Source organism: Salinarimonas chemoclinalis (genome assembly GCF_041514305.1).
GTDB classification, from domain to species: Bacteria; Pseudomonadota; Alphaproteobacteria; order Rhizobiales; family Beijerinckiaceae; genus Salinarimonas; species Salinarimonas chemoclinalis.
This window is the reverse complement of record NZ_JBGMWH010000008.1, coordinates 120,795-142,438: the sequence shown is the minus strand read 5'-3', so window position 1 is coordinate 142,438 and position 21,644 is coordinate 120,795. Positions and strand designations below refer to the sequence as shown.

Annotated in this window: 18 protein-coding genes; 12 read left to right on the top strand and 6 right to left on the bottom strand. The window is 71.9% G+C overall.

Annotated features, from left to right (window positions below; genetic code table 11):
- Window positions 1-34: 34 nt before the first annotated feature.
- On the bottom strand, window positions 35-1,675 hold the full coding sequence (locus AB9M23_RS14380) for a thiamine pyrophosphate-dependent enzyme (RefSeq protein ID WP_372425246.1): 1,641 nt from the start codon (window positions 1,673-1,675) through the stop codon (window positions 35-37).
- A gap of 155 nt (window positions 1,676-1,830) precedes the next feature.
- Between AB9M23_RS14380 and AB9M23_RS14375 the strand changes: the two genes are divergently transcribed.
- The gene (locus AB9M23_RS14375; RefSeq protein ID WP_372425245.1) at window positions 1,831-2,172 is read left to right on the top strand and encodes a hypothetical protein; all 342 of its coding nucleotides are present in this window, start codon (window positions 1,831-1,833) and stop codon (window positions 2,170-2,172) included.
- 29 nt (window positions 2,173-2,201) lie between these two features.
- Here AB9M23_RS14375 and AB9M23_RS14370 read toward each other — a convergent pair whose 3' ends face one another.
- Window positions 2,202-3,632: a GGDEF domain-containing protein gene (locus AB9M23_RS14370; protein WP_372425244.1), complete on the bottom strand. Its 1,431-nt coding sequence runs from the start codon at window positions 3,630-3,632 to the stop codon at window positions 2,202-2,204.
- Window positions 3,633-3,828: 196 nt separating this feature from the next.
- On the opposite strand from AB9M23_RS14370, the gene AB9M23_RS14365 reads away from it, so the two are divergent.
- From AB9M23_RS14365 to AB9M23_RS14355, 3 genes are all read left to right on the top strand, one after another.
- A complete protein-coding gene (locus AB9M23_RS14365) occupies window positions 3,829-4,149 on the top strand; it encodes a hypothetical protein (protein ID WP_372425243.1) in 321 nt (106 codons plus the stop codon).
- 200 nt (window positions 4,150-4,349) lie between these two features.
- Window positions 4,350-7,943, top strand: coding sequence for an indolepyruvate ferredoxin oxidoreductase family protein (locus tag AB9M23_RS14360; protein WP_372425242.1), 3,594 nt, complete (start codon window positions 4,350-4,352; stop codon window positions 7,941-7,943).
- A 175-nt stretch (window positions 7,944-8,118) separates the two neighbouring features.
- On the top strand, window positions 8,119-8,499 hold the full coding sequence (locus AB9M23_RS14355) for a DUF4870 family protein (RefSeq protein ID WP_372425241.1): 381 nt from the start codon (window positions 8,119-8,121) through the stop codon (window positions 8,497-8,499).
- A gap of 3 nt (window positions 8,500-8,502) precedes the next feature.
- Here the strand turns inward: AB9M23_RS14355 and AB9M23_RS14350 are convergent, their stop codons facing one another.
- Window positions 8,503-9,597, bottom strand: a complete 1,095-nt coding sequence (locus AB9M23_RS14350) for a S1C family serine protease (protein WP_372425240.1) — start codon at window positions 9,595-9,597, stop codon at window positions 8,503-8,505.
- A 325-nt stretch (window positions 9,598-9,922) separates the two neighbouring features.
- On the opposite strand from AB9M23_RS14350, the gene AB9M23_RS14345 reads away from it, so the two are divergent.
- The 4 genes from AB9M23_RS14345 to ptsN all read left to right on the top strand — a co-directional run bounded on the left by AB9M23_RS14345 (window position 9,923) and on the right by ptsN (window position 15,240).
- Window positions 9,923-12,079: a malate synthase G gene (locus AB9M23_RS14345; protein ID WP_372425239.1), complete on the top strand. Its 2,157-nt coding sequence runs from the start codon at window positions 9,923-9,925 to the stop codon at window positions 12,077-12,079.
- A gap of 320 nt (window positions 12,080-12,399) precedes the next feature.
- Entirely contained in the window at window positions 12,400-13,923 is a 1,524-nt protein-coding gene (gene rpoN / locus AB9M23_RS14340; RefSeq protein WP_372425238.1) for an RNA polymerase factor sigma-54, read from the top strand.
- Window positions 13,924-14,055: 132 nt separating this feature from the next.
- Window positions 14,056-14,649 carry a ribosome hibernation-promoting factor, HPF/YfiA family gene (gene hpf, locus AB9M23_RS14335; protein ID WP_372425237.1) on the top strand — a complete coding sequence of 198 codons (594 nt, stop codon included), beginning with the start codon at window positions 14,056-14,058 and terminating at the stop codon, window positions 14,647-14,649.
- A gap of 126 nt (window positions 14,650-14,775) precedes the next feature.
- Window positions 14,776-15,240: a PTS IIA-like nitrogen regulatory protein PtsN gene (ptsN, locus tag AB9M23_RS14330; RefSeq protein ID WP_372425236.1), complete on the top strand. Its 465-nt coding sequence runs from the start codon at window positions 14,776-14,778 to the stop codon at window positions 15,238-15,240.
- A gap of 22 nt (window positions 15,241-15,262) precedes the next feature.
- Here ptsN and AB9M23_RS14325 read toward each other — a convergent pair whose 3' ends face one another.
- On the bottom strand, window positions 15,263-16,282 hold the full coding sequence (locus AB9M23_RS14325; protein WP_372425235.1) for a TadE/TadG family type IV pilus assembly protein: 1,020 nt from the start codon (window positions 16,280-16,282) through the stop codon (window positions 15,263-15,265).
- Window positions 16,283-16,460: 178 nt separating this feature from the next.
- On the opposite strand from AB9M23_RS14325, the gene purL reads away from it, so the two are divergent.
- From purL to AB9M23_RS14305, 4 genes are read left to right on the top strand one after another with little or no spacing between them, the layout of a single operon-like run.
- Window positions 16,461-18,689, top strand: coding sequence for a phosphoribosylformylglycinamidine synthase subunit PurL (gene purL, locus AB9M23_RS14320; RefSeq protein WP_372425234.1), 2,229 nt, complete (start codon window positions 16,461-16,463; stop codon window positions 18,687-18,689).
- Window positions 18,690-18,704: 15 nt separating this feature from the next.
- Entirely contained in the window at window positions 18,705-18,941 is a 237-nt protein-coding gene (locus AB9M23_RS14315) for a BolA/IbaG family iron-sulfur metabolism protein (protein WP_372425233.1), read from the top strand.
- A 56-nt stretch (window positions 18,942-18,997) separates the two neighbouring features.
- Window positions 18,998-19,333, top strand: coding sequence for a Grx4 family monothiol glutaredoxin (gene grxD, locus AB9M23_RS14310; protein WP_372425232.1), 336 nt, complete (start codon window positions 18,998-19,000; stop codon window positions 19,331-19,333).
- A gap of 31 nt (window positions 19,334-19,364) precedes the next feature.
- On the top strand, window positions 19,365-19,952 hold the full coding sequence (locus AB9M23_RS14305; protein WP_372425231.1) for a hypothetical protein: 588 nt from the start codon (window positions 19,365-19,367) through the stop codon (window positions 19,950-19,952).
- Here the strand turns inward: AB9M23_RS14305 and AB9M23_RS14300 are convergent.
- Both AB9M23_RS14300 and AB9M23_RS14295 read right to left on the bottom strand, forming a co-directional pair.
- Window positions 19,913-20,737 (bottom strand): TrmH family RNA methyltransferase, encoded by an 825-nt coding sequence (locus tag AB9M23_RS14300; RefSeq protein ID WP_372425230.1) that lies wholly within the window; start codon window positions 20,735-20,737, stop codon window positions 19,913-19,915. The two genes, AB9M23_RS14305 and AB9M23_RS14300, sit on opposite strands and share 40 nt — an antisense overlap.
- Window positions 20,737-21,621, bottom strand: a complete 885-nt coding sequence (locus tag AB9M23_RS14295) for an RsmD family RNA methyltransferase (RefSeq protein ID WP_372425229.1) — start codon at window positions 21,619-21,621, stop codon at window positions 20,737-20,739. The genes AB9M23_RS14300 and AB9M23_RS14295 overlap by 1 nt, the downstream gene beginning before the upstream one ends.
- Between the last annotated feature and the right edge of the window lie 23 nt (window positions 21,622-21,644).

Below are 21,644 nucleotides of genomic sequence, written 5' to 3'. Positions count from 1 at the left end.
GGTGCCGATCGCGTGAGGCGATCGCGCGCGCGCTTCAACTCTCGTCGAGATCGGCCCCGAGCACCGTCTTCACGTCGAGAAGCGCCGGCCCGTCGCGAAACGACAGCGCCCGCTCGAGCGAAGTCGCCAGATCGTCCGCGTTCTCCGCGCGCAGCCCGAGGCAGCCGAGCCCGCGCGCGGCCTCGTCGAAGCGCGTCTCGGCGAGCTCCGGCGGGGTGCCCTCCCCCTGCGCGTCGGCGGCGGCGCGGGCCGCGCCCGCGTTGGCGACGACGAGGTTGACCGGCAGGCCGAGCCGCCGGGCGGTCTCGAGCGTGGCGAGCGCGCGGGCCGCGCCGCGCTCGCTCGCCAGCGCCACCACGATGCGCCCGGGCGCGGCGAGGGCGGCGCCGATCGCGGCGGCGAAGGCGGAGCCCTCGGCGGAGGGGTCGCGCGCGGCGACGAGCCCGCGCCCGCAGCGCTTGACCGAGAAGCCCGCGTGCGCCGCCAGCGCCTCCGCGCCGGGATCGACGAGCAGGAGACCGTCGGCGGGGATGTAGGCGTCGAGCATCGCCACGATCCGCGCCCGCGAGATCGACTCGGCCGGCGCGCCGCGCACGCGCTCCGCCGCCGCGCGGCGCTCCGCCTGCGCGGCGTTCGCGATCGCGCGGGCCCGTTCCGACCGGTCCGGCGAGGGCGTGGCGCCGCGCTTGTCGAGCACGTGCGCCAGCGCCTCGGTCCCCGCCCGCGGGTCTCCCCAGAGCGGGACGGAGACCGCCCGCACCCGCCCGATCGCCTCCGCCCGCGCCTCGAGCGCGACGAGCGCGGCGGGAAAGCCGACGAGATCCGGCGCGTCCGCCGCGAGTTCGTCGAGCGCGCCGCCGATCGCGAGCACGACATCGGCCTCGGCGAGCGCCCGCGCCGCCACGGTGCCCGGCGCGAGGAGGCCGGCCGCGACGTCCGCCGCGCAGGCGACGGCGCCGTTGCCGCCGGGCGTGTGGGCGACGGGAAGCGCATGACGCTCGGCGAGGTCCTGCAGCGCCTTGGCGGCGCGCGAGACGTGGATGTCGGGTCCCGCGAGCACCAGCGGCCGCTCGGCGGCGGCGAGGCGCTCGGCGGCCTCGTTCAGCGCCTCGAGGTCGGGGCGCGCGCGCAGGGCGCAGGCCGATTCGAAGCGGCCGTGCTCCACCAGGTCGTCGGGGTCGTAGGACGCGACCTCGGACAGCGCGGCGGCGGGCAGGACGAGCGCGACGGGTCCGGGCCGCCCGGTCGTCGCCGCGATGAAGGCGCGGCGCACGAGGGCGGGCACGTCCGCCGCGGCGGCGAGGCGCAGCACCTCCTTGGCCGTCGCGGCGAGCATGCCGGCGCAGACGGCATCCGGCTCCGGCAGCAGCGCGATCACGGGCGAGCCCGCCTCGCGGGCGACCCGCAGGCCGCAGGCGAGCTCGGTCGCGTCCGCCCCGGCGGGCAGCAGCAGGAGCCCGACGCGGCCGGACGCCTCCGCATAGGCGTCGGCCGCGAAGGCGGCTGCGCGGGCATCGACGATCGGCGCATAGGCGAGGCCGAGCGCGGCGATCGCGCGATCGAGGGGTGCGCGGGAGAGCCCGCCGGGAACGAAGATCGGCCCGGCCCCGTGGGCCTGCAGCATGCGCGCGAGCGCCTGCGCGCCGCTCGTCGCCTCGGCGCCGTCCACGTCCATGGTCTCCAGTCCCCGGTCGTTGTCGTGGCCGACAGGTTTGGACCGGGAGGGGCCGGGGTTCAAGAGGCGAGGGGCGAGGTCGCACCGACGTGTTGCAACCGCGGCGCCGATCTGCCACGCTCCGATCGACGTGTTGGTACTTCGGAGAGAGCGGCGTGCGCCAGCGAGTCGTCGCTGTCGGTCTGTGCGCGATGACACTCGCGCTCACCGGCTGCCAATCCCGGACGGGCTTCATCCAGCCGGGGGCGGAGCCCCAGATTCGCTGCTGGAACGACGGAGGCGGCGGCATGGGACGGCTGATGGCGTTCCGCGATCCGGTCACGTTCGCGGAGTTCTTCGCCTGCACGACGACGGACGCCTCGCCGCTCCCGCCGCGCAGCCCGAGCGGCGGCGTGGAGATACGGCGAGCCGAGGAGCAACTCGTCGGCGGCCGCATCGCGGTCGGCGATCTCCTGTGCTCGACGCGGGGCCCGGTCGGGCGCTGCGAGCGACGCTGAGCGAGACCGCCGCCCCGCTCGCGCGCGCCTCAGCTCGCCAGCTGCGGGCGCACCACGTCCGCCGCGGGGCGGGCGAGGCAGACGCGGTTGCGGCCCGAGCGCTTGGCCGCGTAGAGCGCCGCGTCGGCCGCGCGCAGGACGGCGTCCTCGTCCGTGTCCGGCGCGCCTTCCGCGACGCCGAAGCTCGCCGAGACCGCGATTCGCTCGCCGGCGACGTCGAAGCTCTGCGCGGCGAGTCGCTCGCGGATGCGCTCGGCGAGCGCCATGGCGCCCTCCTTGCGGGTGGAGGGCAGGAGCAGCACGAACTCCTCGCCCCCGATGCGACCGATGACGTCCGCGTCGGCGCGCACGGCGGAGCGAAGGAGTTCGGAGACGGCGGCGAGCACGCGGTCGCCGGCGGCGTGTCCGTGCACGTCGTTGATGCGCTTGAAGTGGTCGATGTCCACGGCGACGAGCGAGAACGGGCGCTGGTAGCGGCCCGCGAGCGCGATCTCGCGGCGCAGCGCCGCGTCGAAGCCGCGGCGGTTGAGGGTCTGCGTCAGCTCGTCGGTGTGCGAGAGCCGGCGCAGCTCCTGCTCCAGCGCGAGGCGTTGTTCGATCTCGGCGGCGAGCTCCTCGCGCGAGCACTCGGCCTCGATCAGCGCGTACTTGAGGTCGGTGACGTCGCAGAACGAGATCACGAAGCCGTCGTCCAGCGGCACGATCGTCACCCGCAGCCAGGTGTCGAGGCGCCGGTGCGAGATGTTGATCTCGAAGCGCTCGGTGGCGCGCTCGTCGATCACGCGCACGCAGCGCTCCCAGACGCGCCTGGCGACGAGACCGGGGAACAGCGCCTTGAAGGAGCCGTACACGAGGCGCCACACCGGGTGGCCGGAATACTCGGAGGCCTGCTGGTTCGCCGTGACGATGACCGCGTCGACCACGCGCCCCTGCGGGTCGCGCACGGCGCGCACGCTCATGATGCCGTCCTGCGAGGCCTCGAGCACGGCGGTGAGCAGGTCCTCGCGCGAGAGCCGGGCGGTGACGAAGGTGGCGATGCGGTCGGCGCCGCAGGGCGCCTTGCACGGCAGGATCAGCTTCTCCCAGGAGCGCACGCGCTGCACCGCGAGGGACTGCAGCACGGCGAGCATCGGCTTGCGCTCGCGCCGCACCCGGTGGAGCAGCTCGCGATAGGCCTGGGCGGAGGGCTCGGGCATCTCCGAGACGAGCCGGCCGGCCATGTCGAGGCCGTAGGTCGCCGTCACCGCGGGGCCGTAGCGCAGGTAGAACCAGTCGTCCTCGCCCCATGGCTCGAGCAGCTCGATTCCGCTCGCCACCGCCTCGTCGAGGCGTGCGAACAGCGCATCGACCGGCGCGCGCCCGTCCTCGCCGGCGAGCTCCGCGAAGGCGTCGAGGATCGCGCCGGCCTCGGGGGCGGTGGCGTGATCGCGTATGTCGCTGGTGTGGACGGTGGGAATCATCGAACCGAATCAGCCCTCGTTGATCGAGCCGACCCTAGGCCCCGCCCCCATGCGACCCCGTGAAGGCGATCCGTCGAATTGTTCCGTTTCGGCGGGTTTTTCGGAGCGATCGCCCGATCGGCGCCGGTCGCGAGGGCACGGTTCTTGCGGCAGCGGCGGCGACACGCCCGCCCACGTGCCGAAACGGGACGAAGAGATGCCGATGCTCGTTAACATCCGCCGCGCCGCGGCCGTCGTGCCGCTCACGCTCGGCGCGGCGCTCGCGTCGCCCGCCGCGGCCGACGAGGCGATCGGGACGGGGCGCGCCTGCGGCGGCGAGGCCTGGAGCTACGGCATCGTCCTGCCGCGCTCCGCGCCCGACGGGCGCTGGGCCGTCGGGCCACAGACCTTCTGCGCCGAGGTGGCGCGGGAGGACCCCTACCCCCTCGGGCCGATCGGCATCGTCGTCGATCCCTTCTCCGACCGCGCCGAGCCGGCCCCCCGGCCGGTCCCGCCGCTGCCGCGCTCGCGCTTCTGAGGTCGCGGGCCGTCCCCGCCGAAAGGCCGGCAGCGGGTGCGAAGCGGGCCGCGCGCCCCCATCTCCCGGGCACGTCCCTCCCCCGGCGATGCGCGCATACGTCATTGACCGGAGGCGCGGGATATGTCAGCATTGCTGACGTAAAAACGCGCGACAAGACCGGGATACCCGGCGGGCGCGGCCTCGAGGAGGAGGATGCCATGGACGACGTACGCCGCGCCGCCGGACCCGAGGCACTCGGGACGGACGCCCCCGGGACCGCGCCCGATCGCGAGACCGCCGCGGCCGAGCGCGCCGCGGGCGCCATCGGCCGCGCCCTGCGCGAGGTCTCGCTCGACGACAAGTACGATCTCGGCAAGGAGCGCGTCTTCCTCACGGGAACGCAGGCGATCATCCGCATGCTGCTGATGCAGCGCGCGCGCGATCGGCTCGCCGGCCTCGACACGGCGGGCTTCGTCTCCGGCTACCGCGGCTCGCCGATCGGCGGGCTCGACCTCAACCTGTTTCGCGCCAAGAAGCAGCTCGCCGCGGCGAACATCGTGTTCCAGCCGGGGCTGAACGAGGAGCTCGCCGCCACCGCCGTGTGGGGCTCCCAGCAGGCGCAGATGCGCGGCGAGGGCAGGCACGACGGCGTGTTCGGCGTCTGGTACGGCAAGGGTCCCGGCGTCGACCGCTCCGGGGACGTCTTCCGCCACGGCAACATGGCCGGCTCGGCGGCCAACGGTGGCGTGCTCGCGCTGATGGGCGACGACCACACCGCCGAGAGCTCGACCGTGGCGCACCAGTCCGAGTTCCACTTCGTCGACGTGATGATGCCGATCCTGAACCCCGCGGGCGTCCAGGAGATCCTCGACTACGGCCTGCACGGCTTCGCCATGAGCCGCTTCACGGGCGCGTGGGTCGCCTTCAAGTGCGTGAAGGACAACATCGAGTCCACCGCCTCGGTCGACGCCTCGCTCGGGCGCGTGAAGATCGAGATCCCCGACGACTTCGTGATGCCCCCGGGCGGGCTCAACATCCGCGCGGGCGACGGCATCCTCGAGCAGGAGGCCCGCCTCCACGACTTCAAGCGCGACGCGATGCTCGCCTACGTGCGCGCGAACGGGCTGAACAAGCTCGTGCTGTCCGGCGGGCGCGCACCCAAGATCGGCGTGATCACGGTGGGCAAGTCCTATCTCGACGTGCGCCAGGCCATGGACGAGCTCGGCCTCGACGAGGTCAAGGCCAACGACATGGGGCTTCGCCTCTACAAGGTCGCCTGCCCCTGGCCGCTGTCGCAGCGCGAGCTCGTCGACTTCGCCCGCGGGCTCGATCTCGTCATGGTGGTCGAGGAGAAGCGCTCGCTGATCGAGGTCCAGGTCCGCGAGGAGCTCTACGGCACCGCGAACCAGCCGACCTGCATCGGCAAGAAGGACGAGGAGGGCAAATGGCTCTTCCCCGTCAAGGGCGCGCTCGATTCGAACGAGATCGCGGTGGCGCTCGGCGAGCGGCTGCTGCGCTACCATTCCGACGACGACCTCGCCGGGCGCGTCGCGCGCATCCGGCAGGCGCAGGAGGTGCTCGCCCAGACGACGGACGTCGGCACCCGCACGCCGCATTTCTGCGCCGGCTGCCCGCACAACACCTCGACCAAGGTGCCGGACGGCATGCGCGCCTATGCCGGCATCGGCTGTCACTACATGGTCCAGTGGATGGAGCGGGGCACCCAGGGCTTCACCCAGATGGGCGGCGAGGGCGCGAACTGGATCGGCGAGGCGCCGTTTTCGACGCGCGGCCACGTCTTCCAGAACCTCGGCGACGGCACCTACAACCACTCCGGCGTGCTGGCCCTGCGCTGGGCCGCGCACACGAAGACCAACATCACCTACAAGATCCTCTACAACGACGCGGTCGCAATGACCGGCGGCCAGCCCCACGAGGGCGCGCTCACCGTCGACATGATCGCCCGCCAGGTGCGCGCCGAGGGCGTCGAGCGCATCGCGCTCGTCACCGACGAGCCGGACAAGTACCCCAAGACGGTGAAGTGGCCGGACGGGATCACGATCCACCACCGCGACGATCTCGACGACGTGCAGCGGACGCTCGCTGAGGTGGGCGGCGTCTCCGTCCTGATCTACGACCAGACCTGCGCCTCCGAGAAGCGCCGGCGCCGCAAGCGCGGCACCTATCCCGATCCCGACAAGCGCGTGATCATCAACGAGCTCGTCTGCGAGGGCTGCGGGGATTGCTCGGTTCAGTCGAACTGCGTCGCCGTGCAGCCGCTCGAGACCGAGTACGGCCGCAAGCGGCAGATCGACCAGTCGAACTGCAACAAGGACTTCTCCTGCGTGAAGGGCTTCTGCCCCTCCTTCGTCACGGTGGAGGGCGCCAAGCCGAAGAAGGCGAAGGTATCGGGCTCCGCGGACGCGCTGCCCGAGGCGGTGCCGGAGCCCGCGATCCCCGGCATCGATCGCACCTGGAACTGCATCGTCACGGGCGTGGGCGGCACCGGCGTCGTCACGATCGGCGCCATCCTCGGCATGGCGGCCCATCTCGAGGGCAAGGGCTGCGGCATGATCGACATGGCCGGCCTCGCCCAGAAGGGGGGCGCGGTCTATTCCCACGTGCGCCTCGCCAACACCCCCGACGAGATCCACGCGATCCGCGTCGCGGCGGGCTCGGCCGATCTCGTGCTCGGCTGCGACCTCGTCGTGACGGGCATGAAGAAGGTGCTCGCCGGCGTGTCCGCGGGCCGCACCGCGCTCGTCGTCAACACGGCGGAGACCTACCCGGGCGACTTCACCCGCAACCCGGATTTCTCGCTCCCGGCGGTGCGCCTGCGCCGCGAGATCGAGCGTCACGCCGGCGGCGAAAGGCTCGACTTCCTCGACGCCACCGCCATCGCCACCGCGGTTCTCGGCAACGCCATCGCGGCGAACATGATGATGCTCGGCTTCGCCTACCAACGCGGCGCGATCCCGCTCTCGGGGGACGCGATCGAGCGCGCCATCGCGCTCAACGGCGAGGCGGTGCCGATGAACCTCGAGGCCTTCCGCATCGGCCGCCGTGCCGCGGCGCACCCGCAGGGGCTCGCGACGCTCGTCGCCTCGCTGAAGGCGCCGACCAAGGCGCGCACGCTCTCGGAGACCCTCGACGAGGCCGTGGTCCGCCGCGTGGAGTTCCTGACCGCCTACCAGAACAAGCGTTGGGCGCGGACCTACGAGCGGCTCGTCGCCAAGATTCGCGAGGCGGAGGCGGACAAGGTGCCGGGCTCGGACGCGCTGGCGCAGGCGGTGGCGCGCAACCTGTTCAAGCTCATGGCCTACAAGGACGAGTACGAGGTGGCGCGGCTCTATTCGGACGGCGCGTTCCAGGAGCAGGTGAACCAGACCTTCGAGGGCGAGAACCTGCGCTACACGTTCCACCTGGCCCCGCCGCTGCTCGCGCCCAGGGACAAGACGACCGGCCTGCCGCGCAAGATCACCTTCGGGCCGTGGATGATGAAGGCCTTCGGCGTTCTCGCGCGGTTCAAGGGCCTGCGCGGCACCCCGCTCGACGTCTTCGGCTGGACGGCCGAGCGGCGGATCGAGCGCCGGCTGATCCGCGACTACATGGCGCTGCTCGAGGAGATCGTCGCGCGCCTCTCCCGCGAGACGCACGTCACCGCGGTGGGGCTCGCCTCGCTGCCGGCCAAGATCCGCGGCTTCGGGCACGTCAAGGAGCGCACTCTCGCCGCCGCGAAGGCGGAGGAGGCGGTGCTCGTCGAGCGGTTGCGGAATCCGGGTGAGGCGGTTGTGGCCAAAGCGGCCGAGTAGCCCAGCCGCCGAATCGCCCGGCGAGCGATTGCAGTCGCCGTTCCGCCACCGGGATATCCCGCTCGTCGGGCGTAGAACTGGAGTCCTATTCGTCTTTCGTCGTGCTAAGGTTCGTCGAGAGCGTCGCTCGGCATGGAGCGGCGCGCAGTCGATCTCGCCTCGGAGTGCCTACGTCATGACCACCGCCCCGAACGACGGCGCCCTCGCCAAGCCCGGCCCCGTGTCCGAGCCGCGCGACAAGATGCTCGGCTTCATCATCTACGGCTTGTATCTCGTCGGATTCTTCACGGGCTTCTCGGCACTGATCGGCGTGATCATCGCGCACGTGCGCGTCAAGGAGGCCGACCCGGTCACCGCCACCCACATGCAGTACCAGATCCGGACGTTCTGGTTCGGACTCGTCATGCTCGTCGTCGGCTCCGTGCTGAGTCTCGTGATGATCGGCTGGCTCGTGCTGCTGTTCTTCGTCGTGTGGACGCTGATCCGCTGCATCAAGGGGGGCCTGCGCCTGAACGACGGGCTGCCGGTCGAGGACCCGCGGACCCTCACGTGGTGATCTTCACAGCCGCGCCGAGACGTCCTGCGTCGCCACCACCACCTCCCGCGGCGCGCCGTCGCGCAACACGAGCAGGCGGACGTCGTCGCCCACCTCGACGTCGCCGAGCACGCGGGTGAGGTCGGCGAAGGTCGCGACCGGCGTGCCGTCGACGGCGAGGATGATGTCGCCGATGGCGCCCGTGCGCATGTCGATGCCCTCGAGCCCCGCCTCCTCGGCGGGCGAGGCGCGCACGACGCGCAGCACCACGACACCGTCGATGCCGAGCCGGCGCGAGATCGCGTCCTCGCCGATGACGACGCCGATGCCGGGCGTGGGCACCGTCCCGTCGCGGATGAGCTGCGGCACGACCTCGCCGACCACGTCGATGGGCACCGCGAAGCCGATCCCGGCCGAGGCACCAGAGGGCGAGAAGATCGCCGTGTTGACACCGATCACCCGCGCGGCGGAATCGAGCAGAGGCCCGCCCGAGTTGCCGGGATTGATCGCCGCATCGGTCTGGATCACGTCGGCGATCTCCCGGCCGCGCCCGGTCGGCAGCGTCCGCTGGAGCGCGGAGACGACGCCCGTCGTCAGCGTCTGGTCGAGGCCGAACGGGTTGCCGATGGCGTAGGTCCATTGCCCCACGACGAGCTCGGCGGAGGAGCCGATCGGCAGCGGCGGAGGGATGCGGGAGGGGCGCGACAGCCGCAGGACGGCGATGTCGACGTTGGGCGCGCGGCCGACGACCGACGCCTCGACGATCTCCCCGTCGGCGAACCGCACGGACACCTCCTGCGCGCCCGAGATCACGTGGTTGTTGGTGACGACGTGCCCGGATCGGTCCCACACGAACCCGGAGCCCGACTGCAACCCACCGCCCCGCGGGCCGCCGATGCCGGCGCCGGGCGCACGCCCGAACACGTGGACGACAGATGGCGAGGCCTGCGCGAACACCTCCACGGCGTTGATCTCCATGCCGCCGAGGTCGCCGCGCACGGAGATCGCGCGGGGCTCGCCCTCGGCGAAGAACAGCCGCAGCAGGTAGGGCTCCGCGACGTAGGCGGCGAACAGCGCGACGAGTGCCGCGAAGCCGAAGCGGAAGAAGCCGGTGGTCACATCGTCTCCTGGGTGGCGAGGCACGTTCGAGAACGCGCGCGGCACGGCGACGGTTCGCCCGCGCCCGTCCGTCCCCGGAGGGGCGGAGTCCACGCCTCGACGCGGGCGTTGGGACCGTTCGGCAGCAGGTCGAGCCGGCCCGCCGCCCTCCCCACCCTCCGGCCTCCGTCCTCCGCTCCGGGGAGGGGACGCGCACGAAACACCGCGCCCTCATTGTTTCCATTCTCGAAAAGATCCCTCCCCTCCCCCCGCGATTGAACCCCGGGCGCCGCGCTGCTAGCTCCTGGCCTCGGCCCATCGCGGTCCACGACGAGGGAGGATAGCCATGACGCAGCGCATCGACGCCCACGGCCTCAAGGTCGCCGCCGAGCTCCACGCCTTCCTCGAGGAGGAGGCGCTGCCCGGGACGGGGGTTTCCCCCGACGCCTTCTGGCGCGGCCTCGCGGGCCTGGTGCACGACCTCGCGCCGAAGAACCGCGCGCTGCTCGCCCGGCGGGAGGCGCTCCAGAGCGCCATCGATGCCTGGCACCTGGAGCGCCGCGGCACGCCGCACGATGCCGCCGCCTACGAGGCCTTCCTGCGCGAGATCGGCTACCTCGTCCCGGAGGGACCGGACTTCACCGTCGAGACCGGCAACGTCGACCCGGAGATCGCCACGATCGCCGGCCCGCAGCTCGTCGTCCCGATTACCAACGCGCGCTATGCGCTGAACGCCGCCAACGCCCGCTTCGGCTCGCTCTACGACGCGCTCTACGGCACCGACGCCCTCGGCGACCTCCCCGAGGACGGCGGCTACGATCCGCAGCGCGGGGCGCGGGTGATCGCCTGGGCGAAGGGCTTCCTCGACACGATCGCGCCCCTCGTCCACGGCTCCCACGCTGGCGCGACCGGCTACCGCGTCGCGGACGGCGCGCTCGTCGTCGCCCTCGAGGGCGGCGCCGAGACCCGGCTGAAGGACGCGAGCCGCTTCGTCGGCTACCGCGGCGGCGCGGATGCGCCCGACGGCGTGCTCCTGCGCCACAACGCGCTCCACGCGGAGATCGTCGTCGACCGCGCCCACGCGATCGGCAAGACCGACAAGGCCGGCGTCGCGGACGTGATCCTCGAATCCGCCGTCTCCACCATCATGGACTGCGAGGATTCCGTCGCCTGCGTCGACGCCGCCGACAAGGTCGGCGCCTACCGTAACTGGCTCGGCCTCATGACGGGCGATCTCACCACGGAGGTGACGAAGGGCGGGCGGACCTTCATCCGCCGCCTCGATCCCGACCGCGCCTACATCGATCCGAAGGGCCGGGAGTTGCGGCTCCACGGCCGCTCGCTGATGCTGATCCGCAACGTCGGCCACCTGATGACCAACCCCGCCGTGCTCGACCGCGAAGGGAACGAGGTCTTCGAGGGCCTGCTCGACGCGATGATCACGTCGCTGATCGCCATCCACGACCTGAAGGGCAACGGCCCGGGCAACTCGCGCGCCGGCTCGGTCTACATCGTCAAGCCGAAGATGCACGGCCCCGAGGAGGTCGCCTTCACGAACGAGATCTTCGGCCGGGTGGAGGACGCGCTCGGCCTCGCGCGCTTCACGCTCAAGGTCGGCATCATGGACGAGGAGCGCCGCACCACGGTGAACCTCAAGGAGTGCATCCGCGCCGCGAAGAACCGCGTCGTGTTCATCAATACGGGCTTCCTCGACCGCACCGGCGACGAGATCCACACCTCGATGGAAGCCGGGCCGATGGTCCGCAAGAACGACATGAAGGGCACGGCCTGGATCAGGGCCTACGAGAACAACAACGTCGACGTCGGGCTCGCCTGCGGGCTCGTCGGCCGGGCACAGATCGGCAAGGGCATGTGGGCCATGCCCGACCGCATGAAGGCCATGCTCGAGCAGAAGGTCGGCCACCCGAAGGCGGGCGCGAGCTGCGCCTGGGTCCCCTCCCCCACCGCTGCGACGCTCCACGCCACGCACTACCACCAGGTGGACGTCAAGGCCCGCCAGGAGCAGCTCGCCACCCGCGCCCGCGCGCCGCTGTCCGACATCCTGACGATCCCGCTGGCGGACCGGCCGAACTGGTCGGAGGAGGAGGTCCGCTCCGAGATCGAGAACAACGCCCAGGGCATCCTCGGCTACGTCGTGCGCTGGATCGACCAGGGCGTGGGCTGCTCCAAGGTGCCCGACATCCACGACGTCGGGCTGATGGAGGACCGCGCGACCTGCCGCATCTCCTCGCAGCACCTGGCGAACTGGCTGCATCACGGGGTCGTCTCGCGCGAGCAGGTTCTCGAGACCATGAAGCGCATGGCGGCGGTGGTCGACCGCCAGAACGCCTCCGACCCGCTCTACCAGCCGATGGCGCCCGCCTTCGACGGCCCGGCCTTCCGCGCCGCCTGCGACCTCGTCCTCGAGGGTCGCGTCCAGCCCTCGGGCTACACCGAGCCGGTGCTCCACGCGCGGCGCCTGGAGCAAAAGGCGGCCGGCTGATCACGGAACGCGACCTCGGTTCCTCCCCGCAGGGGAGGATTCCGCGCGAAGCGCGGGCGGCGGGGCCGTTCGACCATACGGGCGGGCCGGTCCGCCGTCCTCCCCACCCTCCGTCCTTCGGCCGTCGTCCTCCCCTGCGGGGAGGAAGCAGCCGAAGCGTGGCCGTTGCCGCATTGCAACAGGCGCCGGGCGCCTGCGTCGCGTCGAGGGTGGGGGCCCACCGACGCTTTGACGAACCCCGCGCCGGCTTATAAGTATCGTAACGATCGCAAAGCAAATTCCATGCCGGGGAGCCCGGCTGGGCGGTCGCGAGGGTATTCATGAGTCTGTCGCAACGAATGGAGCTGCGCCAGGGCCAGTCCCTGGTGATGACGCCTCAGCTCCTGCAGGCGATCAAGCTCCTGCAGCTCTCCCACCTCGACCTCGTCGCCTACGTCGACGCCGAACTCGAGCGCAATCCGCTGCTGGAGCGCCACGAGGAGAACGACGCGCCCGACGCCCCCGAGCGGCCCGAGCCGATTTCGGAAGAGCCCCCGGCGTGGGACACGGACACGCTCAGCTCCGACCGCACGGCCCTGGAGGGCGACCTCGACACGTCCCTCGACAATTCCTTCGATCCCGACGCGGCGGGTGTCGGCCCGCAGCCGGACGCGCAGGCCTTCGCCGAGGGCGACCGGCTGCCGCTCGCGCCCGGCCCCTGGACGGGCGTCGGCCCGGGCGGGTCGTTCGACGGTCCCGAGACCGATTTCGAGGCGCGCCTCGCGCGGGAGACGACGCTCGCGGAGCATCTCGCCTCGCAGCTCGACCTCGCCGTCGTCGACCCGATGGAGCGCCTCGTCGGCCGGTTCCTGATCGACGCGATCGACGAGGCGGGCTGGCTCGCCGAGAGCGTCGAGGCGGTCGCCGAGCGGCTGTCGTGCCCGGTCGCCCTGGTGGAGCGCGTCCTCGCCACGATCCAGCGCTTCGATCCCGCGGGCGTGGGGGCTCGCGACCTCGCCGAATGCCTCGCGATCCAGCTGCGCGAGCGCGACCGTTTCGATCCCGCCATGCAGGCGCTGGTCTCGCGCCTCGACCTCCTCGCCAAGCGCGACCTCAAGGCGCTCGAGCGCCTGTGCGGCGTCGACGAGGAGGACCTCGCGCAGATGATCCGCGAGATCCGCGCCCTCGACCCCAAGCCCGGCCGCGCCTTCGGCGGCGCGCCCGTCGAGGTGCTCGTGCCCGACGTCTTCGTGCGCCCCGCGCCCGACGGCTCCTGGCTGATCGACCTCAACCCGGACACGCTGCCGCGCGTCCTGATGAACCAAGCCTACTACGCCCGCGTCGCCCGGTCGGCCAAGACGGAGACCGAGCGCGCCTTCGTCACCGAGTGCCTGCAGAACGCGAACTGGCTCACCCGCTCCCTCGACCAGCGGGCGAAGACGATCCTCAAGGTGGCGAGCGAGATCGTGCGCCAGCAGGACGGCTTCTTCGCCCACGGCGTCACCCACCTGCGACCGCTCAACCTGCGCACCATCGCCGACGCGATCGGCATGCACGAATCGACCGTCTCGCGGGTCACCTCCAACAAGTCGATCGGCACGCTGCGCGGCGTGTTCGAGATGAAGTACTTCTTCACGGCGGCGATCGCGGGGACGGGCGGCGACCAGCACTCCTCCGAGGCCGTGCGCCACCGCATCAGGCAGCTGATCGACGCCGAGCGCCCCAGCGCAGTCCTATCCGACGATCAGCTCGTCAAGATCCTGCGTGGGGACGGCATCGACATCGCCCGGCGCACCGTCGCCAAGTACCGGGAATCGCTGCGCATTCCCTCCTCGATCGAGCGGCGCCGCGCGAAGGGCGGCTGACGCGGCGCGGCCGGTTCGTTGACGGACGCGCCCCGCCTCCTTACCAAATGGAGGAACGAACGGTGCCAGGCCCGTCGCGGGCGGAGACCCGCCGCGAAGGGGGAGCCCGTCGCAATCGGGGAGAGACAGCCCATGACCCTACGGATCTCCGGCAAGAACATGGACATCGGGGACGCGCTCCGCGCCCAGGTGCAAGGGCGGGTGGACGCCGCCGTCGCGAAGTACTTCGACGGCTCCGTCACCGGCCACGTGACCGTGGAGAGGGAGGGGACAGGCTTCCGCACCGAGTGCGTCATCCACCTGCCGACCGGGGTGACCCTCGAATCGCAGGGCATGGCGCACGACGCCTACGCCGCCTTCGACCAGTCGGCACACCGCATCGAGAAGCGCCTGCGCCGCCACAAGCGTCGCCTGCGCGACCACCAGTCGGACGCCAAGGGCAACAAGATCGCCCCCGTCGAGGCCGCCTACGCCATCCTGGAGGCCCCCGCCGAGGAGGTCGACGACGAGACCGAGGCCGCCGAGGAGGGCTACAGCCCGGTCGTCATCGCCGAATCGACGCGCGCGCTGCACCGCCGCTCGGTGGCGGAGGCCGTGCTCGAGCTCGACCTGTCGGGTGCGCCGTTCATGATCTTTCTCCACGCTGGCACCGGACGCGTGAACGTCGTATACCGCCGCCACGACGGAGCGATCGGCTGGATCGATCCCCCGGAACCGGCGCGCTGACGCGCGCCTCGCACGAGCCGCGCCCCGAGAGGGACCGATCACGAGGAGCTGCGATCTCGGAGACCCGTGTCACGCACCGCGCACCCGCGAGGAGCGCCGGCACGGCCCCGAGGCTGATTGATCGTCATGGCGCTAGTCGAACTCCTATCCCCAGACGCGATCGCTCCCGCCCTGAAGGTCGGCGGCAAGAAGCAGGCTCTCCAGGAGCTCGCGAGCCACGCGGCCGGCCTCACGGGGCTGGACCAGCAGGCCGTCTTCGAGACGCTGCTCCAGCGCGAGCGCCTCGGCTCGACGGGAGTCGGCGAGGGGATCGCGATCCCCCACGGCAAGCTCGCCAAGCTCGACCGGCTTTTCGGCTTCGTGGCGCGGCTCGAGAAGCCGATCGACTTCGACGCCATCGACGGCATGCCCGTCGACGTGCTGTTCCTGCTGCTCGCCCCCGAGGGCGCCGGCGCGGACCATCTCAAGGCGCTCGCCCGGGTCGCCCGCGTCCTGCGCCGCCCGGGCGTGCTCGATCGCCTGCGCGCGGCGCACGACGCGTCGGCGATCTACGCGGTCCTGATCGAGAACTCGGAGCCGGCGGCGGCGTGAGACCCGGCCGGTCGCGCCCGCGTCACTCCACGAGCGCGACGCTGATCGGCCCGAGCACGTCCCCGCCGCAGCGCATGACCACGCGGATGTCGTCGTAGTCCTGGTCGGTCCACTGGCCGATGTGCGGCGGGCGGTCCTCCCAGCCGAAGTACATGTATTCACCAGGATTGCAGACCTCGGTGTTCACGGCGGGGGTGCGGTTGCGCTGGCCGTTGCCGGGGACGATCGAGTCCGGGTGCCCGGGCTGGCACTCCTCCGCGGTTCTGCAGCGAATCGTTTCGATGAGGTCGCGGTACTGGGTGTTGTACTGCGCGACACCGCCGCGCATGGTCGTGTCGGTGTAGTGGTCCCACCGCTCATTGGTTCGGCGCGCGGCCGCGCTCGTGCGCGCGTGGCGGATGTTGACGAGGTGGTAGCTCAGCGCCTCGCCGGGTCCGCATTCCAGCGAGAGCGTCCGCGGCGCCGCGGCGACGCCCTCGTCCGTGTTGTCGGCGATCTTCAGCGACTCCCGCAGGCGCTCGCCCGTCGTGCCGTCGATCGGGCCGAGGCGCTCGTCGCGGCGCTCGTGATAGCAGTAGACGCGCAGCTCGTTGTAGTCCGCCGCCTCGACGCTGAGGTTAGCCCGCTCGATCTCGAAGGGCGTCGTGCGCTGCGTCGCCGCGGCGGTGGCCGTCACACCGACGTCGACCCGCGGCATCAGGAAGGAGGCGAGCGTCATCGGCACCGCGGCCGTGGCGTCGACCTGGACGCGGTGCGTCCCGACGAAGGCCGCGGTCGCGCTCGTGCCGAGCACGTCGACGCCGGTCTCCAGGAGCACGGCGGTGAACACCGCCTGCGCGTCGTGCCGGCGCCCCTCGAGCGATTCCCTGGCCAGATGCAGCGCCGTCGCGTCCGCGGCGCGCTGCAGGTCCGCCTTCACGCTCGTCGCGCGGGCGTAGTCCACGGCCGCCCCGGCGATCGCGATCAGCGGCACGATCGTCAGCGCGAAGGCGATCGCCGTGGCGCCGGAGTGGTCCGCGATGAAACGGTTGACGGGCTGCATGGATCATCTCCACGATTCGATACGCATTTGCGATGCATTCGAGCGAAATGCGTGCCATCGCTCCGTGTGCCGGAACGGCACAGCCGTCGAGGGTTCGGTAAGGTCTCGCCGGAGGCGCACCGGATTGCGTCCGAGCGCCCTAGCGTCTACAGCCGTCGCGACAGCCGGGACCTCGATCATGACCGACGCGACCACGCCCCTCATCACCCCCGCGCTCGTGGCGGAGCACGGGCTCGCGCCGGACGAGTACGCGCGCTTCGTCGCGCTGATCGGCCGCGAGCCGACGCTCACCGAGCTCGGCATCGTCTCGGCCATGTGGAACGAGCACTGCTCCTACAAGTCCTCGCGCATCCACCTGCGCGGGCTGCCGACCTCGGCGCCGTGGGTGATCCAGGGGCCGGGCGAGAACGCCGGCGTCATCGACATCGGCGACGGGCTCGCCTGTGTCTTCAAGATGGAGAGCCACAACCACCCGAGCTTCATCGAGCCCTACCAGGGCGCGGCGACGGGGGTCGGCGGCATCCTGCGCGACGTCTTCACCATGGGCGCGCGGCCGATCGCGGCCGTGAACGCGCTGCGCTTCGGCGCGCCGGACCACCCCAAGACCCGCCATCTCGTGGCCGGCGTCGTCGCGGGCATCGGCGGCTACGGCAATTCCTTCGGCGTGCCCACCGTGGCGGGCTCGGTGGGCTTCCACCGGGCCTACGACGGCAACATCCTCGTCAACGCCATGGCGGTGGGGCTGGCGCGCACCGACGGCATCTTCACCGCCAAGGCCACGGGGGTCGGCAACCCGATCGTCTATCTCGGCTCCAAGACCGGGCGCGACGGCATCCACGGCGCCACCATGGCGTCGGCGTCGTTCGACGACGGCGCCGAGGAGAAGCGCCCCACCGTGCAGGTGGGCGACCCCTTCGCCGAGAAGCTGCTGCTGGAGGCCTGTCTCGAACTGATGGCCACGGGCGCCGTCGTCGCGATCCAGGACATGGGCGCGGCGGGGCTGACCTCGTCGGCCGTTGAGATGGGCGCCAAGGGCGATCTCGGCATCCATCTCGACCTCGACGCCGTGCCCTGCCGCGAGGCGGGCATGACCGCCTACGAGATGATGCTGTCCGAGAGCCAGGAGCGCATGCTCATGGTGCTCGAGCCGGGCAAGCGCGACGTGGCCGAGGCGATCTTCGCCAAGTGGGGCCTCGACTTCGCGGTGATCGGGCGCACCACCGACACCCTGCGTTTCGTGGTCGAGCACCAGGGCCGGATCGAGGCGGACCTGCCGATCAAGGAGCTCGGCGACGAGGCGCCGGTCTACGACCGGCCGTGGACGCCCTCTCCCGAGCGCCCCGTGGTCGCGCCCGCCGAGGTCGCCGCGCCGGTCCCCGACGACGAGGCCCTCCTGAGGCTCGTCGGCTCCCCGGACCTCTGCTCCAAGCGCTGGGTCTGGGAGCAGTACGACCATCTCATCGGTTCGAACACGGTGCAGCCGCCCGGCGGCGACGCCGCGATCGTGCGGGTGCTCGAGGGGCCCAAGGGCCTCGCGCTCACCACCGACGTGACGCCGCGCTATTGCGAGGCGGACCCGGTGGAGGGCGGCAGGCAGGCGGTCGCGGAGGCCTATCGCAACATCTCGGCGGTGGGTGCCCTCCCGCTCGCCGTCACCGACAACCTGAATTTCGGCAACCCCCAGCGGCCCCACTACATGGGCCAGCTCGTCGGCTGCATCCGCGGGCTGGGCGAGGCCTGCGCGGCGCTCGACTTCCCAGTCGTGTCGGGCAACGTCTCGCTCTACAACGAGACGAACGGCCGCGGCATCCTGCCGACGCCCACCATCGGCGGCGTCGGCGTCCTCGACGATTGCGCGGTGCACGCCACGACCCCGTTCCGCCGCGCCGGCGACGCCGTGGTGCTGCTGGGCGCGACGGAGGGCTGGCTCGGCGCTTCGCTCTATCTCGCGCTGGTCTGCGGCCGCGAGGAGGGCGCCCCGCCGCCCGTCGACCTCGCCGCCGAGCGCCGCGCCGGCGAGCTGGTGCGGGCGCTGATCGCCGAGCGGATGCTCGACACCGTCCACGACCTCTCCGACGGCGGCCTCGCGGTGGCGCTGGCGGAGTGCTGCATGGGTCGCGGGATCGGGGCGCGGATCGACGCGCTGCCCGAGGGGCCGTCGGGGGCGCTGCCGAGCCACGCCGCGCTCTTCGGCGAGGACCAGGGCCGCTACCTCGTCGCCGTTCCCGCCGACCGGCTCGACGCCCTCCTCGCCCGCGCGCGGGCGGCCGGCGTGCCCGCGACGCGGCTGGGGGAGACGGGCGGAGACGCGTTGATTCTCCCCGGATCTCGGGCCATATCTGTCGTGTCCTTGAAGGACGCACACGAATCCTGGCTGCCCGCCTACATGGCGGGCGAGCCGGCCTGAGGGGGAGGCGACCCGATGCCGATGGACGCGCGCGAGATCGAGCGCATGATCAAGGAGGCGATCCCCGACGCCGTCGTCGAGATCCGCGATCTCGCCGGCGACGGCGATCACTACGCCGCCACCGTCACCTCGGCCTCCTTCAAGGGCAAGAGCCGCGTCCAGCAGCACCAGATGGTCTATTCCGCCCTCCAGGGCCGGATGGGCGGCGTGCTGCACGCGCTCGCGCTCACCACCATCCCCGCCGAGACCTGAGGAGGGTCTCGCACATCGAGGTCCGGCGCCTTGAACGCCGGGGCAAGGAGACGACCATGGCCGACGCGCAGCAGACGATCGACGCGGAAGTGAAGGGGAACGACGTCGTGCTCTTCATGAAGGGCACGCCCCAGTTCCCCATGTGCGGGTTCTCGGGCCAGGTGGTCCAGATCCTCAACTACCTCGGCGTGCCCTACAAGGGCGTCAACGTCCTCGACGACGAGGGCGTCCGCCAGGGCATCAAGGACTACTCGAACTGGCCGACGATCCCGCAGCTCTACGTGAAGGGCGAGTTCGTCGGCGGCTGCGACATCACCCGCGAGATGTTCCAGTCCGGCGAGCTGCAGCAGTTCTTCACCGAGAAGGGCGTGCCGGTGAAGCAGGGCGCCTGACGCGTCCTGCCCGCGGCGGAATCCGACAGGCATGGGCGAGGCGAAGCGCAAGGCGAAGCTCGGCGTCGCGGCCTCTCCCTGCCGCGGCTGCACCTCTTGCTGCACGCTCCCCGCGATCAATGCCCTCGACAAGCCGATGTACCGCCCCTGCCGGCACATCGCCGCCCAGGCCGCGGGCGGGCTCGGCTGTGGCATCTTCGGCGCGCCCGAGCGGCCCGAGACCTGCCGCGCCTACGAGTGCGCCTACCTCACCGCCCAGCGCACGGGCCACCCGGACCGCCGGCGCATCCCCCATCCGCTCGACGCCGGCGCCTATTTTCACAAGGACCCGCTCGAGAACGCCCTCGTCGTCTTCGTCGACCCGGACCGGCCGCTCGCCTGGAAGCGCTCGGCGCTCGTCGAGATCTTCCGCTCGGGCGTCGCCGCCGGCATGCCCCTCGTGATCTTCGACCGCGGCCGGCGCATGACGATCCGCACGCCGCGCCAGTACGAGGAGATCGTGCGACGCGACATGGTCGCCTTCGCCGACGCGCAGGGCATGCCGCGCGAGATCGCGAGCTTCGAGACCGAGCACCGCCCTCAGCCGAGCGCCGTGTCCTCCGGCTCGGCGATCCCGTAGAGCGCCACCGCGGTGGCGATCGCGAGGTTGAGGCTGTCGGCGCGGCCCTGCATGGGGATGCGCACGAGGTCGGTGCAGGCGGCCGCGATCGCGTCGGTCACCCCCGCCTGCTCGTTGCCCATCACGAGCAGGATCGGCCGGCGCAGGGCCGCGCGACGGTAGTGCGTCGAGGCCGGCAGCGCCGTGCCCACCACGCTGCCGGGCCAGCGGGCGGCGAGCGCCAGGACGTCCGCCTCGCTCCCCTCGAACAGCGGCACGGCGAAGATCGAGCCCATCGAGGCGCGCACGGCTTCCACGGAGGCGGGATCGCAGGTCTCGCCGACGAGCAGCACGCCCCCCGCCCCCACCGCGTCGGCGGTGCGCACGATCGTGCCGAGATTGCCGGGGTCGCGCACCCGATCGAGCGCCACGAAGACCCGCGCGGTGGTGGGGTCGATCACGTCGAAGCCGCGGCGCGTCCAGCGGAAGGCGGCGACGACGCTCTGGGGGTTGTCCTTCTTCGCGATCTTCGCGAGCACCGCGTCGTCGACCTCGAGGCACTCGCCGCCTGCCTCGAGGCAGGCCTTTCGCAGCCGGCGCACGACGTCGCGCTCACGACCCTCGCGGTGATAGACCAGGATCTCCGGCGCGCGCCCGTTGTCGAGCGCCTCCAGCGCGGTGCGCGCGCCCTCCGCTAGGAACAGGCCGCTCTCCCGGCGCCCCTTGCGGTCGTGCAGCGCGCGCAGCTCCTTCACGGTGGCGTTGGAGAGGCTCGTCACCTCGCGCACCCGGGGGTGGTCGGCCATCAGGGCGCCTCCGGCGTCCAGCGCGCGAAGAGCGAGGTGGACAGGTGCCGGTCGTTCGCCTGATCCACCGTGACGAGCTCGCCCGACGCGATCGCACCGCCCCGTGCGCCGAATGCGTCGCGCATCAGCTCGTGCAGCGTCATGAACGAGAGCCGCACCGCGTAGGCGGTGAGCGTGACGAAGCTCGGCTCGTTCGAGAGCAGCTGGCGGGAGAGGTCCATCAGCAGCGGCAGGTGCTCGAACAGGTGCCAGACCTCGCCGTTCGGTCCGCGCCCATAGCGCGGCGGGTCGAGCAGGATCGCGTCGTAGGTGTTGCCGCGGCGGATCTCGCGCTGCGCGAACTTCACCGCGTCGTCGAGTATCCAGCGCACGCCCTCGGCGTCGAGGCCGGACGAGGACTGGTTCTCCTTGGCCCAGGCGATCGCCTTCTTCGAGGCGTCGACATGCGTGACCTTCGCGCCGGCGCGCGCGCAGACGAGGCTCGCGACGCCGGTATAGCCGAACAGGTTGAGCACCGAGACCGGCCGCCGCTCGGCCCTGATGCGCGCCTCCATCCAGTCCCAGTGCACGATCTGCTCGGGGAAGATGCCGACATGGCGGAACGAGGTCGCGCGGCACAGGATCGTGAGGTCGCGCACCGGCACCGGCCAGTCGCCGAGGCGCCCGCGGGCGAACCGCCAGGCCCCCTGCTCGGCCTCCTCGGCGGCGTCGAAGACCGCGTCCGCCTTCGCCCAGAGGCCGGGGTTCCCCTTGGCCCAGATCGCCTGCGGCTCGGGCCGGTCCATGACGACGTCGCCGAACCGCTCGAGCTTGCGCCCCTCGCCCGTGTCGAGCAGGCGATAGCCGTCCCAGCCGTCGGTGATGAGGAGATCCGCGTGGCGCATGGCCGCGGGGTTTAGCAGGGGGG